Raw genomic sequence first — 15,763 nt, forward strand, 5'->3', positions numbered from 1 at the left:
TGCCGGTATGGCTCAGGACAGTGCCGGCGGCGCAGCGGGTGCAGACATCCCGGACGCGGAGCTCAAACACAACGCGATCGGATTCCTCGACGCGCTCGTCATCGGCCTGAACTCCACCTCGCCCGCCTATTCGCTGGCCGCCGTCATCGGGCCGATCGTGGCCCTGGTCGGCATCTACGCGCCGGGCGTGATGCTGGCGTCGTTCGTTCCGATGCTGCTGATCGCCGCCGCCTTCTACTACCTCAACAAGGTCGACCAGGACTGCGGGACGACGTTCTCCTGGGTGACGCGGGCCATGGGCCCCTGGGCGGGCTGGCTCGGCGGCTGGGCGATCACGATGACCGGCGTCTTGGTCATCGGCTCGCTGGCCGACGTCGCCGTCAACTTCGGCCTGCTCGCCGCCGGCCTGGACAGCTGGGCCGCCAACCCGGTGATCCGGCAGACCCTCGCCGTCGTGGTGATCCTCGCCATGACAGCCATCTGTGTCATCGGCACCGAACTGTCGGCCCACCTCCAGGACATCCTGATCCTCGCCCAGGTCTTCTTCCTCCTGGCCTTCGCGGTGGTCGCCATCTACCGGATCTACGCCGACACCAGCACCCTCGACTCCATCGAGCCGTCCCTCACCTGGCTCAACCCCTTCGGCGCGGGCGGCGCAGCCCTCACCGGCGGGCTGCTGCTCGGCGTGTTCATCTACTGGGGCTGGGAGTCCGCGGTGAACCTCACCGAGGAGGTGGAGAACTCCGCCACGGCGCCCGGCAAGGCCGGGATCTGGTCGACCGTGGTGCTGCTGGTGACCTACCTGGCCGTGGGATTCGCCATCGTCGGCTACGCCGGAACCGCCTTCCTCGCCGAGAACGCGGGCGAGGAGGAGGCCATCTTCGCCGTCCTCGCGCACGAGGTGATGGGCGGCTGGGACTGGGTGGTGCTCCTGGCCGTCTGCACGTCCGCGCTCGCCTCCACCCAGACCACGATCATCCCGGCCTCCCGCACCGCCCTGTCCATGGCCCGCCGGCACGCGCTGCCGCATCGGCTCGCGCACATCCAGCCACGGTTCCGGACCCCGGACGTGAGCACGTGGTGGGTCGCCGGCATCGCCATCGCCTGGTACCTGGCCGTGAACCAGATCAGCGAGAACGCCCTCCTCGACTCGCTGACGGCGCTCTCCCTGCTCATCGCCTTCTACTACGCGCTGACGGGCGTGGCCTGCGCCGTCTACTACCGCCGCCACCTACTGGAGAACGTGCACAACTTCCTGCTCATCGGCCTCGGGCCGCTGGTCGGGGCGGGCATGCTGGCCTGGCTTCTGGAGGAGTCGATCAACGACATGTCGAATCCGGAGAACTCGGCGAGCGGGGTCTCCTGGTTCGGTCTCGGCCCGCCGCTGGTGATCGGGATCGGGATCGCCGTGGCCGGCGTACTGATCATGTGCTTCTGGCGGGTACGGGACGGCCGGTTCTGGCGGGAGCGGCGGGGCGTCGTCGATCCGGAGCTCGTCCACGGCAGGAAGCGGTAGTCCGGCGAGCCCGGCGTCCGGAAGGAGTCCCTGATGTCTGTGGTCCTGGGGTACGACGAGTCACCCGGCGCGGAACGGGCCCTGCAGGTGGCTCTCGAGGTCGCCACCGCCTTCGGCGAACCGCTCGTCCTCGTCTACGGTGCCGCCGCGCCCGGCGCTGCCGGCGAGGAGTACGTGGCGCACCGGGAAGCCGTCCGGCAGGCCGGGCGCAGCGCCCTCGCGCGGGCCGTCGAGGCCGCCGACGAGGCGGGCGTCCCGTCGACCGTCGAGGTGGTCGACGAGAAACCGGCCCAGGCCCTGCTCGACGCCGCGGAACGGCACCGGGCACGGGTCATCATCGTCGGCAGCTGGGGGGACAGCCCGATCCGCGGCGCCCTGCTGGGCTCCACCCCGCACAAACTGCTGCACCTGTCGCCGGTCCCGGTGCTGTGCGTCCCGACGCGGGGCGACAACGGGGAGTAGGTGTGTCACGCAGTGAGGGACGTGGCCAACTCGGTGAAATCCCGGACGAGTTCCGATGCACGGTCCGCGCTCCACGCCAGACGGACCTGGCTGTCGGCGATGTCCTCGACCGGTACGCGGGCCGCGTCACGACGGACCGGGGCAGGACCAGAACGCCCTCCTCGGCGGCCACGTGCCGCGGCGAGTTCGGCGATGCGGACGGGGACTCCTTGCCCACCAGCCGGTGGCCGGCCTCGGCCGAGGTGGCCGACCTGCGCGACCCGGCGCAGGTCTCCGCGGTGTTCCGGCGCGTGGGCGCCTTCGACCACCTGGTGTTCACCGCCGGAGAGCCCCGAGGCGTACGTCTACCTGCTGCGCCAGACCTTCGCCACCGGCACGGTGGTGACCGTCGACGGCGGGACCGTACTGGCCTGACCTGCGTCCGGCCTACATCCCGTTCGGCTGGAGCACGGAGAGGATGTTCCCGGCCGGGTCCTTGAACCATGCGATCGCGGGGCCCGGCGTCTCCCGGGCGATTCCCTTCGCATCCTGGTCGAATCCCTCGTACCGCTCGAACGCCACACCGCGTGCGGCCAGTTCGTCGACGGCCCGGTCGATGTCGTCCACGGGGAAGTTCAGAACGGTGAAGGTCGCGGCCTCGTGATTATCCTTCGGGTACAGCATGACCTCGGTGTCCCCCGCAAGGTGCAGGGTCAACAGGCCGTTGTCCTCGGACACTCGCAATCCGAGCGTCTCGCCGTAGAAACCCTTGGCGCCCTCGATGTTGTCCACCGAGTAACCGCTGAAGCCCTTGCTGTCTCCCAGCATGGTGGTTGCCCTCCGTTCGCCGCAGCTCATCCGGCATCGGCCCCCTGGCTCCAGTGTCCCTCCGATCACCGCCTGCTGCCCGGCGGCGGGGCGACCGGGGGCGCTGCGGCTACTCCTGCGCCCCCGCCAGCTCCGCCGACCGATCGGCGGCCGCATCGGCCTTCCGGCGCGCCGCACCCGCCGCGCGGGCGGCGTCCCGGACCCGGACGGTGGCTTCGGCCAGGGCGCGCCGCGCCTCGGCCTGCCCGGTCCGCGCCTCGCGCAGCTGCCGCTCCAGCTCGGCGACCTGCGCGTCGGCTTCGGCCAGCGCCTGGTCGTGGTCGCGTTGTTCCTGCTCGGCCCCGCGCAGTTCCGCCTCCCGCGCCGTTGCCTCGGCGCCGGTCTCCTCGGCCGTGCGGCGGGCCTGTTCGAGACGGGCTCGACGCTGCTCCGCCTCGCGGGACGGCTTCGGCTTCGGCTTCGGCTTCGCCGGGGCGTCGGCCCGGGTGACCGCGGGCTGCGGGCGTACGGGGGCCGCGGCGGGAAGGCCCGTGAAACCCACCGGTGGGGTCAGCGCGGTGGTCAGGCGTCCGTCCGACCACTGCTCGGCGGCGTCCGGATCGGCGAGGGCGGCGTGGAGCGTCTGCTCCACCTCGTGCGCGACGCTCTCGCTGACCACCTGGCCCTCCCCCTCGGCCAGTTGCCGGGCGGTACGCGCCAGTGCGGCCACCACCACGTGCCGCTGGTGGGACAGGTCCTTCAGCTGCGTGCCGTCCAACGACCGGTGGGCCTGGCGCAGCGCTTCGCCGAGTTCGAGGAACGCGGCGACCTCCTTCGGGCGCCGCCGCACCAGCAGGTTCGATGCGAACGCCGCACGTGTGGGGCGCCGCAGTCCTGCGATGGCCCTGGCCGCCTGCGCCTGTCCGGCCTCCCGGGCCCTGGCCGCCCGCTCGTCCCGGGCAGCGGTGAAGCGGCCCGGGACCAGTCCGTACAGCTCGTGGGCAACCGCATCCACATCAGCATCGACGTCCACGACACCCACCATGCCGCACACCGGGTTCCGCGGCGTCACGGGCAGCGCCCTGCCGGTGCGTCGCGCAGCCGGCGGGCCTCCCGTACCGACCGGGCCGAGCCCGGCCGCGCCGCAAGCGCATCGACCTCGGCGGCAGTGTCGCGCGCGTCGCAGCCGTCGCGCAGTCCGCTGCCGGCGCCGGCGCCGGCAGCCAGGGCGAGCAGCGGCCCGGCGCTGGTCCCCAGGGCCAGGCCCAGCGCCAGCTCTCCCACGCTCCCCACCCGCCCCTCGTGCGCCATCGATCGACGGTGATGATGCATGCGGCACGGGTACGGTGGACGGGGCCGACGACGCCAATGCCCGGTACCTCCGGGCGAGGCCCGCTCGGGACCACACGGACGAGTGATGCCGCCGCGTCCCGCGAGGACGCCGAGCCCGGCCCAGGGGCCGATGGCCAGGTGGTCGTGGCCGGTCGTGGCCTGTACGGCGAGCCCGGCGGCCATCGGGGCGGCGCTGCCACGCCGGGTCGGTGACCACGTGCGCCACCAGCGGGAAGAGGGAGAGCAGCCCCAGGACGATCCCGATGGCGCTCGCGGCCTCCCGGATCGCCGTCGCCACGCCGAGGCCCGGCAGCGCGATCAGGACGAGGTAGAGCACGGAGCCGAACGCGGCGCGCCGGTTCGTGGCCAAGCCGGGGCCGGTGCCCGCGCAGACCCTCGCCCTGGCGGGCCGGATGCGCACCGAACCGGACCGGGTGCACGGGCTGCTCGAGGCCCTTCTGGTGCTCGCCCGCAGTACGGCTCCGGCCGGGTCGGGCTCGACGGGCTCGTGGCCGAGAGCCTGGCCGTACGGGCGGACGAGATCGCGGCCAGGGACCTCGCGGCGGAGCACGAGGACGGCACCGGCGGCCCCGCGTACGTGTGGGGCCGCGCGAGCCTGCTGCGCCGCGTCGTCGACAACCTCCTCGACAACGCCGTACGGCACAACCGGAACGGGGGCCCGGACTCGGGCTGTCGATCGTTGCGGCCGTCACGGACACCCATCGTGGGGGGGCTGGAGCTGCTGCCCCGGCCCGAGGGAGGGCTACGGGCCGTCGTCGCACTGCCGCGGTCGGCGGGGGCGCGGCATGAGGGTGCTGGTGGTCAAGGACGCGCGGCTCGGGGGTCCACAGGTCGTCACGACGACGCCGGGAGTGGGATACCGCATCGCCGGCTGAGGCCTCCGAGTCCCCGCCGCCGTCAGCGTGGTGCGGGAAGATCGCTTCATGGACGATTTCGTACGGTTCACCCGTACCTGGCACGTCTCGGCCGGCCAGGGATACGACACGGCATGGGGGGAGTTCGAAGGAGAGCGGCTCCACGCGCGGGGCCGGGCACTCGCTCTGGAGGGCGGCCCCTACTGGGTCGCCTACCGGCTCGGGACCGGGCCGCGCTTCGTCACCCGCTCGCTGCACGTCAGCGTGGAGGGGCCGGGCCACGCAAGGCGCGAACTCGCGCTGTGCCGCGGCGACGACGGGGGGTGGACGGTCAACGGGCAGCCGCGCGCCGAATTCGACGGCGCCCTCGATTGCGACCTCGGGCTCTGCCCGCTGACCAACACCATGCCCGTACGCCGCCACGGGCTCCACCTCGCCCGCGAACAGGGCCCCGAGCAGCGGTTCCTGATGGCCTGGGTGGCCGTACCGGAACTGACCGTGACACCGTCCGCACAGACCTACACCCCGCTCGGCGGTCACCTGGTGCGGTACTCCTCCGACAGCTTCCGCAGTGACGTGGAGTTCGACAGCACCGGACTCGTCCTCGACTACCCGGGGCTGGCCACCACCCATCTGGGCGACGACGGCTGACGCCGAGCGGTTCGGGCGCCCGCCGCCGGACCGGGCGAGTCCGGCGGCGGACGGGTTCAGGCGAGGGTGATCTTGTCGCCCTCCACGGATATTTTCGCCGCCGCCAGCGGACGGGTGGCGGGGCCTCCGGCGACCGTACCGTCCGCGATCTTGAAGAGGCTCTGGTGGCAGGGGCAGACGATGTTTCCGTCCTTCACCGTCGCGACCGAGCAGCCCTGGTGCGTACAGGTCGCCGAGAAGGCCTTGAACTGCCCCGCCATGGGCTGGGTGACCACCACCTTCTGGTCCTTGAACACCTTGCCGCCGCCCACCGGTATCTCCGAGGTCTGCGCGAGCGCCTGGCCGCCACCGGCGCCGCCGCTGCCACTGTCACCGCCCGCCGAGGGTGCGGCAGGCGCGTTGTCGGCTGCTGCGTCATACCCGCCGTCGTTGCCGCAGCCGCTCAGGACGGTGCCTGCCAGCGTGGCGGCGCCCGCCGCGAGAACCGTGCGCCGACGCGTGGTGTCACCCATGGCCGTATCTCCTTCTCGTACCGGAAGCGGACCGGAGCATCCCTTGCCACTCCAGCCTCAGCAGGAACACGCAGGGAAGCGGCGGGCGGTTCAACGCGTCCTGCGCGGAATTTCGGCCGAACCGGAGCCCGGGTTCCTGCGTGTCCAGGGTGTGACTACGACATCCCCCGATCTGCGCACCCGAGCGGCCGAGTACGCACTCCTGCCGCTGCGCCTCTTCCTCGGCATCACCTTCGTCTACGCCGGCCTGGACAAGCTGACCGACGCGGCGTTCCTGTCCGCCGGCGGCGACGGCTCGATCGGACAGCAGATGGAAGCCGTACGGGACTCGGCCGCCCTCCCCGGGCTGATCGAACTCTCTTCGCAGAACCCGGTGGGCTTCGGCATCGCGATGGCCCTCGGCGAACTGGCCGTCGGGCTGGGCGCCCTGGCGGGGCTGCTGACCCGGGTCGCGGCCCTCGGCGGCGCCCTGATCTCGCTGAGCCTGTGGCTGACCATCAGCTGGCCGACCACCCCGTACTACTACGGCAACGACCTGGTGTACCTGATGGCCTGGATCCCGCTGGTCCTCGCGGGTGCGCCTGCGCTCTCCCTCGACGCACTGCTGCACCGCCGGCGGCGCCGGCCGGCGTCGGCGCACGCGAGGTCCGGGCCGAACCCGGCCGCCACCGCCGTCCCGTCCTGAGCCGCCGGGGACGCTGAGCCAGGTGCCGCTGCGTCAGACCTCCTGGGCGCGGCGGCGCGGCGGCGCGGCGTCGAGCAGCGCCCACACCCGGCGCCCGTCAGGCCCGACGTCGCTGCCGCAGCCGACGACGGTGCGCAGGGCCGCGAGTTCGGTGAGGACGGCGCCCTCGTCGGGCGCGGCACCGGCCACGTGGCTGAGGGCCACGGCGAGGATGCGGTGGTCCTGGTCGGCGAGGTGGACGCTGATCCGTTTGCCGCCGTCGGCGACCGCCGCGTCGACGAGGCGCCGTACGGCGGTCTCGAGGTCCGGCTCGTCGAGGTGTGCGTATCCCCAGGCCCGGACCGTGGCCGTCGCCTGGGCGCCGGCTTTCCTTGCGGCCCACGGGTCCGCTCGGAACGTCAGCCCGGCGGTCTGCCGGTTGCGGATCTCCATCCGCGGGCGGGGCCGGTCCGGCGGCACGTTCGACCCGCCCGCCTCAGCCGGTGTCGTAGTCATGCGAACACGCTACGCGCACGGACGGACTCTCCGAAAGGGCCTCAGGGCCCGAGGGGTTGACGACGGCGGTGGTGCGGCCGCATGCACAGGGCTTCGGCCGCACCCGCGGTTCAGCGCCGCTGCCAGAGCTGTCCGGGGCCGCCGTTGCAGGGCATCTGGCGCACCTCGCGGCGACTGCCGGCCGGCATGCCCGCGTCCTCCAGGCAGAGCCCGGTGACCCGGTTCCTGATGGTGTGCCGTCCGTCGTTCAGGGGAGTTCGGCGGCATCGCCCTCGGCGGCTGGCGCGAGCGCACCCGCCAAGGCCTGCGGCCCGACATGAGACCGCTGCTCGACCTGGTGCCGGACGGCGCGCTCGCCGCACTGCTGGGCGACCGCGCTCGGGCCGACCGCTCAGCCCAGCGTCACGGTGAACAGCGCCGCGGTGATGGTGAGCGCCGCGCAGGTCAGCAGTAACGGCCGCCCGGCGCTCAGCACCCACCCGATGCCGCGGCATCCGGCGGTGCCCGAGGCCGGGCCCTCCTGTAATGCGGGCCCGTCGGCACCCGCCGTCGGGCGCACGGTGGCGTCGGCTTCGCGCAGGAGGGCGCACTGGCCGCACTCCTCCGTGCCGTGGAGGGACGAGTCGGAGTCGATCCAGTACGCGCCGTTGAGCTCTGCGAAAGAAACATCGGGGGACACGACTGGACGCGTGGAAGCTTCCATGACCGCCAAACGGACCGCCTGCCGCGGAAGCAACGGCGACCACCGCATCCGAGACCGGATCGTCACCGGAAGTCCGTCGACGCCGTACGGGTGGGCCGCTGTGCGGCCAGGGTCTTCCACAGGGCGGGGTCCTCGAAGCCCAGGGCCCAGAGGCCGGGGGCGCGGACTTCGAAGCGGGCGAGGACCTCGAGGTGGGCGGCGCTGCCGCGGGCGTCCTGGTACCAGACCTCGTGGCGTTCGCCCTCGTCGTCCGTGTAGGTGAAGTGCGGGGTGCCGGAGGCGGTGTCGTACGTGTACTGCGCGCCCACCGCTCGGCGCAGGGCCTCGGCCTCCCGGGTGGTGACGTGCCCGGCCCGGGCCGTGGAGCCCACCGTCCAGTTCCAGCCGTAGGCCGGCAGGGCCACCTCCAGTTTGCCGCGGGGCACGTTGGCGGTGGCGTAGGCGAGGAACTCCTCGTACCAGGCCAGGGAGGAGAGCGGGCCGGGTGCTTGCAGGGCGTTGTGGAGGTTGTAGCCCATGATGCGCAGCCGGTCGGCGACGGACCCCAGGTGGGCGTAGTCGAAGGCCTGGCCCGAGTCCCGGGTGCGGGGCATGACCGTGATCACGCACTGTTTGGCCAAGGCGTGCAGGCGGGCGCAGAGTTCGGTGGTCAGCGCGTTGTAGCCGGTGCGGACCTGTTCGCGCAGGACCGTGTCCTCGGTCTCGGTCATCCGCTCGTAGTCGAGGTCGAGCCCGTCGTACCGTCGGCTGGTGGCGATGTCGAGCAGGGCTTCGACGTGCGCGGCGCGCCGGGCCGGATCGTGCAGGAGGGCCGCCATCGCGGGGGCGCCGAGGCTTTCCGTGACGGTGGGGACCACCTTGATGCCCTTGGCCCGGAGGCCGTCGACGATCCGGCGGTCCCCCGCGCCCGTCTCACCCTTGACGGCGCTCTCGCCGGAGGTCGCGTACCAGAACGGGCTGACGGTGTGGAGCTGGTCGGCGTGGGCCAGGGCGTCCTGGTAGCCGGCTTCGATGTTCCACCAGGGCAGCCAGGCGGACACCGTACGGGCGGGTGCGGGGGGTTCGGCGGACGGCGGCACGGGGGCGGCCCCCGACAGGGTGAGCACGGCGGCCGCGAGGAGGCCGGTGAGCGCGTTCTTCATGCCCACGACCCTGACGTCATCCGGGTGCCCGCAGGGTGACGGCACGTCGGGCAGACGAGTGGTGGCGGCGGCCCCGGAGCGGTGGGGCGGGGGTCAGGTGCGCTTCACGCTGAAGGCGACCGTGTCGACGCTGCCGGGTTCGGTTGTGCTCGCGATCTCCGTGCTGCCTTCCATCTGACGACGCGGGTGAGGCCTGCTGTGCAGACCACGCTGGTGCTCCAGCCGTCGCCCGCGAAGGTCTTGAAGCCGAGCTGGCCGTTGCCGAGGCTGTCGACCTTGACCACCGCCATGGAGATCGCGGCGCGGAAGCTCGGGTTGCGGACCCCGCCGAACCGTGCTGTGCGGCAGCGATGTCTGGATCCTGCAGATGCCCGTCATTGCAGACGCATGGGCCGGACCCGGATATTGGGGGTCATGAACTCCGGCTCGCACTCCCCTCTCTCCGGCCCCCACGTGGTCGTGTTCGCGATGTTCCCCGGGATCGACGCGCTCGACGTGACGGGTCCGGCCGAGGTCTTCGCCATGACGAACCTCGTGCTGGGGGCGAACCACTCGGGTGTCGGCCGCGGCTACGAGGTGCACCTGGCCGGTGAGCGGCGCGGTCCGGTGGCGACCTCCGCCGGAGTGCGCCTGCACGTGGAGGAACTGTTCTGCGAGCAGGGCACGATCGACACGCTGGTGGTGCCGGGCCGGATCCGAATCGGCGCCGGCGGTCCCGAACCGCAGGTCGATCCCGCCGTGGTGGCCTGGCTCCGTGAGGTCGGACCGGCCGCGGGCCGGGTCGCTTCGGTGTGCGTGGGCGCGCAGGTGACCGCCGCCGCCGGTCTGCTCGACGGCCACCGGGCGACCACCCACTGGGCCACGGCCGAACGGTTCGCCGCGGATCACCCCGCCGTCGAGGTCGACCCCGATCCCATCTTCGTCCGCTCGGGCCGGATGTGGACGAGCGCCGGCATCACTTCGTCCATGGATCTCGCCCTGGCACTCGTGGCCGAGGACCACGGCGACGAGGTGGCCCTCGAAGTCGCCCGCATCATGGTCATGTACCTCCAGCGGCCGGGCGGCCAGAGCCAGTTCAGCGTTCCCCTGGCCCACCCGGCCGGCAGCCGCGAGGATCTGCGCGCGCTGCGGCGGTGGATCGGCGAGCACCTGGACGCCGACCTGTCGGTGCCCGCGCTCGCCGCGCGGATGTCCATGAGCGAGCGGCATTTCGCCCGGGTCTTCCGGGCCGAGACCGGCAGCACGCCCGGCTCCTACGTCGAGAGGATGCGGCTGGAGGCGGCCCGCCGGCTCCTGGAACGCACCGCACGGCTCGCACCCGACATCGCCCGCGCCTGCGGCTTCGGCTCGGTCGAGTCCCTGCACCGCGTCTTCCGCGACCGCCTGGACACCTCTCCGGGCGAGTACCGCAGCCGGTTCCGCACCACCGCCTGAACCCCCGGCACCTAAACCACGCCGCGCCCGGGCATCCCGGGTGCGGCGACGATCCCGCACGCCCTCACCCACCTTGGAGCCATCACCGTGAAGTTCTCCGCCACCCACATCGGCACCGCCACGGTCCTGCTGGAGATCGCAGGCCTGCGCCTGCTGACCGACCCGGTCTTCGACGCGCCCGCCGAGTACCGCCACGATCCGGTCGTCCTGCGCAGCACGGCCGGCCCGGCGATCGCCCTCGCGGACCTGCCCCCGATCGACGCCGTGCTCCTCAGCCACGACGACCACCCCGACAACCTGGACGCCGCCGGCCGCACCCTGCTCGCCGGACGGCCCGTCCTGACCACGCAGAGCGGCGCGGGCCGCCTCGGCGGCCAGGCCGTCGGCCTCGCGCCGTGGGCCGCGTACGAGCTCACCGTGCGCGGTACGACCCTGCGCATCACCGCCACCCCCGGCGTCCACGGGCCGGTCGGCGACGTCATCGGCTTCGTCATCGAGGCCGAAGGCGAAGAGGAGGCTCTCTACATATCCGGCGACACCGTCTACGTCGACGAACTCGACCGGATCGCTGAGCGGTTCAGCATCGGCACCGCCTTCCTCCACCTCGGTGCCGCCCGGATCGCCGCCTTCGGCAACGGCCGGCTCATCACCATGGACGCGGCCCAGGGCGCGGCCCTGACCCGCTCGCTGGGCGCCCGTACGGCCGTCCCCATCCACTACGCGTCGTGGGAGCACTTCAGCGAGGACCGCGCCGGGATCACCGCGGCCTTCGCCGCGGCCGGCGTCGGCGACCGCCTCCGCTGGCTCACGCCCGGCGCTCGCGAAACCCTCGGCTGAGCCGGAAGGGGGCGAGGACGTACGGGGGTCGGTTCAGGCGGCCTGCAGGGCCGCGGCGCCGAAGGACACGTTGAAACGGTCGCACCAGATGGTGACGCTCGAGTAGTCGGCGAGGTTCACCTCGGCCGGGATCTCGTAGTTTTGATCGCCCTTGTTGCCCTTGAGCTTGCCCAGGCTCACGTGCTTGCCGTCGTCGAAGACGAACCAGCCGTCCGAGCCCTCCTTCACCGGGGCGTCGGTCAGCCACACGCGCAGGTCGGGACCGCTGCTGGTGTCGAGGTTCTCGAGCCGGAGCGTGCGCGAGCCGTCGGGCAGCTTGATGAGCTTCACCGTGCCGCTGGTGCTGTGCTCGTGGCTGATCAGGGAACCCTGGGCAACGGTCTGCGGTCCCGGCGCGGGGGCGGCCCCCGGCCGCGAGGAGCCGGGCCCCGGGGCGGTGGAGGCGGTGGGCAGTGCCTCGTCGACGGTGGAGTTCTGCCAGAGCTTCCACGGCTGGGCCCAGTACAGCCCGGCGCCCAGCACGAGCGTGGCCGCGATCAGCACCCAGGCCAGCAGCCGGCCGCGCCGCCGGCGCGGCCCCGTCGCCGTCCCCGTTGCGGCCCCGGCCCCGGTCCCGGCCCCCGTCCTCGTCATGACAGCCCCTCTTCGTCGATGCGTTCCCTGGTCATTCAACGCGGGCGGGTGATCCGAGCGCCATGATCCCCTGATGACGAAAGTCTTACGTCCGCCGCAGGCCGGGCGGCCGGACGGCCGCGGTCCGACGGACGTCGAGCCGGCACCCTGGGTGCCGCATGACAGACTGCCTCCTTGATCGCGGGGGCATCAGGCTCCCGTGCACGGCGAATTGGGAGAGTAGTGCGCAAGGCGAAGTGGGCGGCTGCGGCTGCTGGTGTGGTGCTGTTGGTCGCGGGTTGCGGCAGCGAGGGCGGCGCGGACAAGAGCAAGGGCGGCGAGGCGCCCGCGTCCGGCTCCTCGGCCCCGGCGGTCGGCGCGGGAGCGGGTTCGGGCGGCTCCGGCACCCTGGACGCCGCCGCGGTGAAGAAGGAGATCGAGTCCGCGGCCACGGCGGCCGGTTTCGCCGAGAAGCCCGGTGACGAAGTACCGGCGAACCTGAAGTCCTGCATGGTCTCGTGGACCGCGGACAGCAAGAAGGTTTCCGACTCCAGGAAGTCCTACGACGCCACGGTCGCGACGCTGGCCAAGGGCGGCTGGAAGGAGACCCGGACCGTCGATCAGCCGGCCGCGGTCATCAAGGCGCTGGACAAGAGCGGCTGGAGCGTGAAGGCGAGCCACCAGGGCAAGGCGGGCGCCCTGCTGGTCGTCTCGTTCATCGCCACGGACAACGGTCCGACGTGCGCGAAGGCCTTCCAGGAAGACCTCGCCAACAACAAGCACTGATTTTCCGCTCCCCGCCCTGAAGGGCGGGATTCCCGCCACGGCACGTCCGACCGCCTCATCCGCCGGGTGGGGTGTACCTGGGTACACCCCACCCGGCAACCAGGTGCAGTGGCTGCGGCCTCGGCAGGAGGCATCGTCGACGGCGTAACAGTTTGCCCGCCGACGGAGGTTGAGGACATGGGAAACGCTGATGGACAGACCCTGGCAAGACCGGACGCGGCAGGAGCGCTCCCCGGCACCGGGCCGCGCGGCCGGATCACGGCGAAGGCGGCGGTGTTCCTCACCGTCGCCTTCCTGGCGGCCGGCGCGCTCGGCGCCGCTCAGGCGGGGACACCGATCCCCACCGAGGTCGTCCAGCTGACGCAGTTCGGACCGGCCCTCGGAGTCGCCGTGGTCGCCGTGCTCTGGCGGGGCGAGATCCGGAGCCTGCTCACCGGGGTCCTGCGCGGCGGCGCGCGCTTCGGCGCGCGCGGCGCACTGCTGCTCGCCACCGCGCCCCTGATCGTCGCCCTCTGTGCGGCGGTGTACGGCCTCGTCACCGGCGACGTCCGGTTCACCGGCCCGAGCGTGCTGGACAACCCCCTCGCCCTGATCGTGGTGGCGCAGTTCATCGGCGCGTGCGGCGAGGAGCTCGGCTGGCGCTGTCTGCTCCAACCCCTGCTCCGAACCCGCTGCGGCCCGCTCGCGTCCTCGGTCACGGTGGGTCTGCTGTGGGGCGTCTGGCACGTTCAGGTCTTCGCGCAGGACCCGGCGTATGCAGGGGCGTTCCTCCTCGCGACCGTGTCCCTGTCCGTGGTCCTGGGGTCGGCCCTGGAGCGGATGCGCGGATCGCGGCTGCTGTTCGCCGGAGGATTTCATATGCTGATCAACTTGGGCCTGTTGCTGTTCATGGACGAGGAATCAGGAGCTGTTCTCCCGATGGTGCTGTTTGCTCTGGCCGGTCTGACGGCGGCCGTCGTATGGACCCTGGGGACCAAGCGGGCTGCGGGTCCGGCGCGTTGACGCAGGACACGGTGAGGGCATGGCCGGCCCCGCGGCCTTGGGCCGCCGTCGTGCGCTGCCAGCTGCTGAGCCTGCTCGCCCTCGCCGCGTCCTGCGTCGGCGGGCTCGTGGTGGTCGCCCTGCTGCTCCTGCCGGTCGGAGCCGGATTCCCGCTGCTGCCGACCGCCGCGAAGGCGCTGCGCACCCTGTCGGACCGCTCCCGCCGGTGGGCCACCGGGTGGAGCGGCATCCGGATCAGCCCGCCCGAGCCGTTGACCACGGACCGCACCGCGTCCCGCCGTACGAGGGTCGCGGCGGTCCTCGGGAGCGAGGGGTTCTGGCGCGACCTCGTCTGGGCCTGGCTGGAACCGCTGATCGGCGGGCTGCTCGTGGCCGTTCCCCTCGCGCTCGTCGAGTACGGGGCGTTCGGCGCGCTGGTGCAGCCGCTGGTGTGGCGGCGACTGGGTGACGGCAACTGGTATGCGTTCGTTCCGGTGCACAGCACCCCGACGATGCTCGCCGCGCTGGTGCTGGGCCTCGCGTTCATCGCCGCCGGTGTGTACGGCGCACCCGCGGTGCTCCGGCTCCACGCGCGCTGGAGCCGGTGGCTGCTGTCCGCACCGCGTACCGCCGAACTCACCCGGCGCGTCGAGCGGTTGACCGATACGCGTACGGAGGCGCTCGACATCCAGGCGGCGGAGCTGCGCCGTATCGAGCGGGACCTGCACGACGGCGCCCAGGCCCGCCTCGTGGCGCTGGGTATGGCCCTGGACCGGGCGGCCCGGCTCATCGACACCGATCCGGCCGCCGCCCGCGGCCTGTTGACGGCCGGCCGGGAGACCTCCGCCAGGGCCCTGCAGGATCTGCGGGAGCTGGTCCGGGGCATCCATCCCCCGGTACTGGCCGACCGCGGTCTCGGCGACGCCGTCCGGTCGCTGGCGCTCGACAGCTTCCTCGACGTGCACGTGGACAACCGGCTGCCGGGCCGACTGCCGGCGCCGGTGGAGTCCGCTGCGTACTTCGCGGTGAACGAGCTGCTGGCCAACGCGGCGAAGCATTCCGGCGGCCGGCGCGTCAGCGTGCTCCTGGAACACCACGAGGATGCGCTGCTGCGGATCGCGGTCGTCGACGACGGCCGTGGCGGCGCGGACGACCGCGCCGGCGGCACCGGACTGCGCGGTGTCCGCCGCCGGTTGGGTACGTTCGACGGCATCCTCGTCCTGCACAGTCCGCAGGGCGGCCCGACCACCGTGACGATGGAGATCCCATGCGTGTTGTCCTCGCCGAAGACCTCTTCCTTCTGAGGGACGGGCTGGTGCGCACGCTCCAGGACCACGGTTGCGAGGTGGTGGCGGTGGACAACGGCCCGGCCCTGCTGCGGGCGCTGCTGGCCGAGGCGCCGGACGTCGCGGTGGTCGACGTACGGCTGCCGCCGACGTTCACCGACGAGGGTCTGCAGGCAGCGCTGGAAGCACGGCGCCGGCGCCCGGGCCTGCCCGTCCTCGTGCTGTCCCAGTACGTCGAGCAGCTCTACGCCCACGAGCTGCTCGCGGACGGCGCCGGGGGCATCGGCTATCTGCTGAAGGACCGGGTGACCGACACCGGCCAGTTCGTCGACGCCGTCCGCCGCGTCGCGGCGGGCGGTACGGCCATGGACCCGCAGGTCATCGCGAAGCTGCTGGCGCGCAGTGACGCCCGCGGGCTGACGGACGGGCTGACTGCGCGGGAGCACGCCGTCCTGGAGCTGATGGCCGAGGGCCGGTCGAACGCGGCGATAGCCGGCGGGCTGCACATCAGCGAGAGCGCCGTGGCCAAGCACACGACCGGCATCTTCGCGAAGCTCCGCATCGCGCCGTCGGCCGACGACAACCGCCGCGTGCTGGCCGTGCTGGCCCACTTGAAACGGTGAGCACGGCGGGGCGGTCATTAACCCTCCCCGATCCGTTCCTTAAGC

Annotated in this window: 19 protein-coding genes; 11 read left to right on the forward strand and 8 right to left on the reverse strand. The window is 72.6% G+C overall.

Translation table 11 applies throughout. The features are described 5' to 3' along the window. Positions 1-7 precede the first annotated feature (7 nt). The gene (locus OG299_RS03515; protein WP_327360424.1) at positions 8-1,516 is read left to right on the forward strand and encodes an APC family permease; all 1,509 of its coding nucleotides are present in this window, start codon (positions 8-10) and stop codon (positions 1,514-1,516) included. A gap of 33 nt (positions 1,517-1,549) precedes the next feature. Beyond that, positions 1,550-1,978 carry a universal stress protein gene (locus OG299_RS03520; RefSeq protein WP_266636962.1) on the forward strand — a complete coding sequence of 143 codons (429 nt, stop codon included), beginning with the start codon at positions 1,550-1,552 and terminating at the stop codon, positions 1,976-1,978. 426 nt (positions 1,979-2,404) lie between these two features. On the opposite strand, the gene OG299_RS03525 is transcribed toward OG299_RS03520, so the two are convergent. The 3 genes from OG299_RS03525 to OG299_RS03535 all read right to left on the reverse strand — a co-directional run bounded on the left by OG299_RS03525 (position 2,405) and on the right by OG299_RS03535 (position 4,075). Continuing rightward, complete coding sequence (locus OG299_RS03525; RefSeq protein ID WP_327360425.1) at positions 2,405-2,785, reverse strand: VOC family protein; 381 nt, start codon at positions 2,783-2,785, stop codon at positions 2,405-2,407. Positions 2,786-2,894: 109 nt separating this feature from the next. Then, complete coding sequence (locus OG299_RS03530; RefSeq protein WP_327360426.1) at positions 2,895-3,797, reverse strand: hypothetical protein; 903 nt, start codon at positions 3,795-3,797, stop codon at positions 2,895-2,897. A 35-nt stretch (positions 3,798-3,832) separates the two neighbouring features. Continuing rightward, a complete protein-coding gene (locus OG299_RS03535; RefSeq protein ID WP_327360427.1) occupies positions 3,833-4,075 on the reverse strand; it encodes a hypothetical protein in 243 nt (80 codons plus the stop codon). Between the two features lie 965 nt (positions 4,076-5,040). Between OG299_RS03535 and OG299_RS03540 the strand changes: the two genes are divergently transcribed. Next, positions 5,041-5,622, forward strand: coding sequence for a putative glycolipid-binding domain-containing protein (locus tag OG299_RS03540; protein ID WP_327360428.1), 582 nt, complete (start codon positions 5,041-5,043; stop codon positions 5,620-5,622). Between the two features lie 56 nt (positions 5,623-5,678). Here OG299_RS03540 and OG299_RS03545 read toward each other — a convergent pair whose 3' ends face one another. Beyond that, positions 5,679-6,134 (reverse strand): Rieske (2Fe-2S) protein, encoded by a 456-nt coding sequence (locus OG299_RS03545; RefSeq protein WP_327360429.1) that lies wholly within the window; start codon positions 6,132-6,134, stop codon positions 5,679-5,681. Between the two features lie 151 nt (positions 6,135-6,285). Here OG299_RS03545 and OG299_RS03550 point away from each other — a divergent pair, with 151 nt between their 5' ends. Further along, a complete protein-coding gene (locus OG299_RS03550) occupies positions 6,286-6,819 on the forward strand; it encodes a DoxX family protein (RefSeq protein WP_327360430.1) in 534 nt (177 codons plus the stop codon). A 33-nt stretch (positions 6,820-6,852) separates the two neighbouring features. Here OG299_RS03550 and OG299_RS03555 read toward each other — a convergent pair whose 3' ends face one another. The 3 genes from OG299_RS03555 to OG299_RS03565 form a co-directional block, all read right to left on the reverse strand. After that, positions 6,853-7,314 carry a hypothetical protein gene (locus tag OG299_RS03555; protein WP_266636974.1) on the reverse strand — a complete coding sequence of 154 codons (462 nt, stop codon included), beginning with the start codon at positions 7,312-7,314 and terminating at the stop codon, positions 6,853-6,855. Between the two features lie 391 nt (positions 7,315-7,705). Then, entirely contained in the window at positions 7,706-8,017 is a 312-nt protein-coding gene (locus tag OG299_RS03560; RefSeq protein WP_327360431.1) for a hypothetical protein, read from the reverse strand. Positions 8,018-8,079: 62 nt separating this feature from the next. Continuing rightward, entirely contained in the window at positions 8,080-9,159 is a 1,080-nt protein-coding gene (locus tag OG299_RS03565; protein WP_327360432.1) for a glycosyl hydrolase family 18 protein, read from the reverse strand. On the opposite strand from OG299_RS03565, the gene OG299_RS03570 reads away from it, so the two are divergent. From OG299_RS03570 to OG299_RS03580, 3 genes are all read left to right on the forward strand, one after another. Beyond that, a complete protein-coding gene (locus OG299_RS03570; RefSeq protein WP_327360433.1) occupies positions 9,143-9,337 on the forward strand; it encodes a hypothetical protein in 195 nt (64 codons plus the stop codon). The genes OG299_RS03565 and OG299_RS03570 overlap by 17 nt on opposite strands. A gap of 236 nt (positions 9,338-9,573) precedes the next feature. Then, positions 9,574-10,593, forward strand: a complete 1,020-nt coding sequence (locus OG299_RS03575; protein WP_266636982.1) for a GlxA family transcriptional regulator — start codon at positions 9,574-9,576, stop codon at positions 10,591-10,593. Positions 10,594-10,680: 87 nt separating this feature from the next. After that, a complete protein-coding gene (locus tag OG299_RS03580) occupies positions 10,681-11,430 on the forward strand; it encodes an MBL fold metallo-hydrolase (RefSeq protein WP_327360434.1) in 750 nt (249 codons plus the stop codon). A gap of 33 nt (positions 11,431-11,463) precedes the next feature. On the opposite strand, the gene OG299_RS03585 is transcribed toward OG299_RS03580, so the two are convergent. Next, positions 11,464-12,063 carry a DM13 domain-containing protein gene (locus OG299_RS03585; protein WP_327360435.1) on the reverse strand — a complete coding sequence of 200 codons (600 nt, stop codon included), beginning with the start codon at positions 12,061-12,063 and terminating at the stop codon, positions 11,464-11,466. A 222-nt stretch (positions 12,064-12,285) separates the two neighbouring features. On the opposite strand from OG299_RS03585, the gene OG299_RS03590 reads away from it, so the two are divergent. The 4 genes from OG299_RS03590 to OG299_RS03605 all read left to right on the forward strand — a co-directional run bounded on the left by OG299_RS03590 (position 12,286) and on the right by OG299_RS03605 (position 15,718). Further along, positions 12,286-12,828 (forward strand): hypothetical protein, encoded by a 543-nt coding sequence (locus OG299_RS03590; RefSeq protein WP_327360436.1) that lies wholly within the window; start codon positions 12,286-12,288, stop codon positions 12,826-12,828. 177 nt (positions 12,829-13,005) lie between these two features. Beyond that, a complete protein-coding gene (locus tag OG299_RS03595) occupies positions 13,006-13,830 on the forward strand; it encodes a CPBP family intramembrane glutamic endopeptidase (RefSeq protein WP_327360437.1) in 825 nt (274 codons plus the stop codon). An 11-nt stretch (positions 13,831-13,841) separates the two neighbouring features. Continuing rightward, positions 13,842-15,113 carry a sensor histidine kinase gene (locus OG299_RS03600; RefSeq protein WP_327360438.1) on the forward strand — a complete coding sequence of 424 codons (1,272 nt, stop codon included), beginning with the start codon at positions 13,842-13,844 and terminating at the stop codon, positions 15,111-15,113. Then, positions 15,077-15,718 carry a response regulator transcription factor gene (locus tag OG299_RS03605; RefSeq protein ID WP_266636994.1) on the forward strand — a complete coding sequence of 214 codons (642 nt, stop codon included), beginning with the start codon at positions 15,077-15,079 and terminating at the stop codon, positions 15,716-15,718. The genes OG299_RS03600 and OG299_RS03605 overlap by 37 nt, the downstream gene beginning before the upstream one ends. Positions 15,719-15,763: the final 45 nt, after the last annotated feature.

Source organism: Streptomyces sp. NBC_01296, assembly GCF_035984415.1.
Classification (GTDB): domain Bacteria; phylum Actinomycetota; class Actinomycetes; order Streptomycetales; family Streptomycetaceae; genus Streptomyces.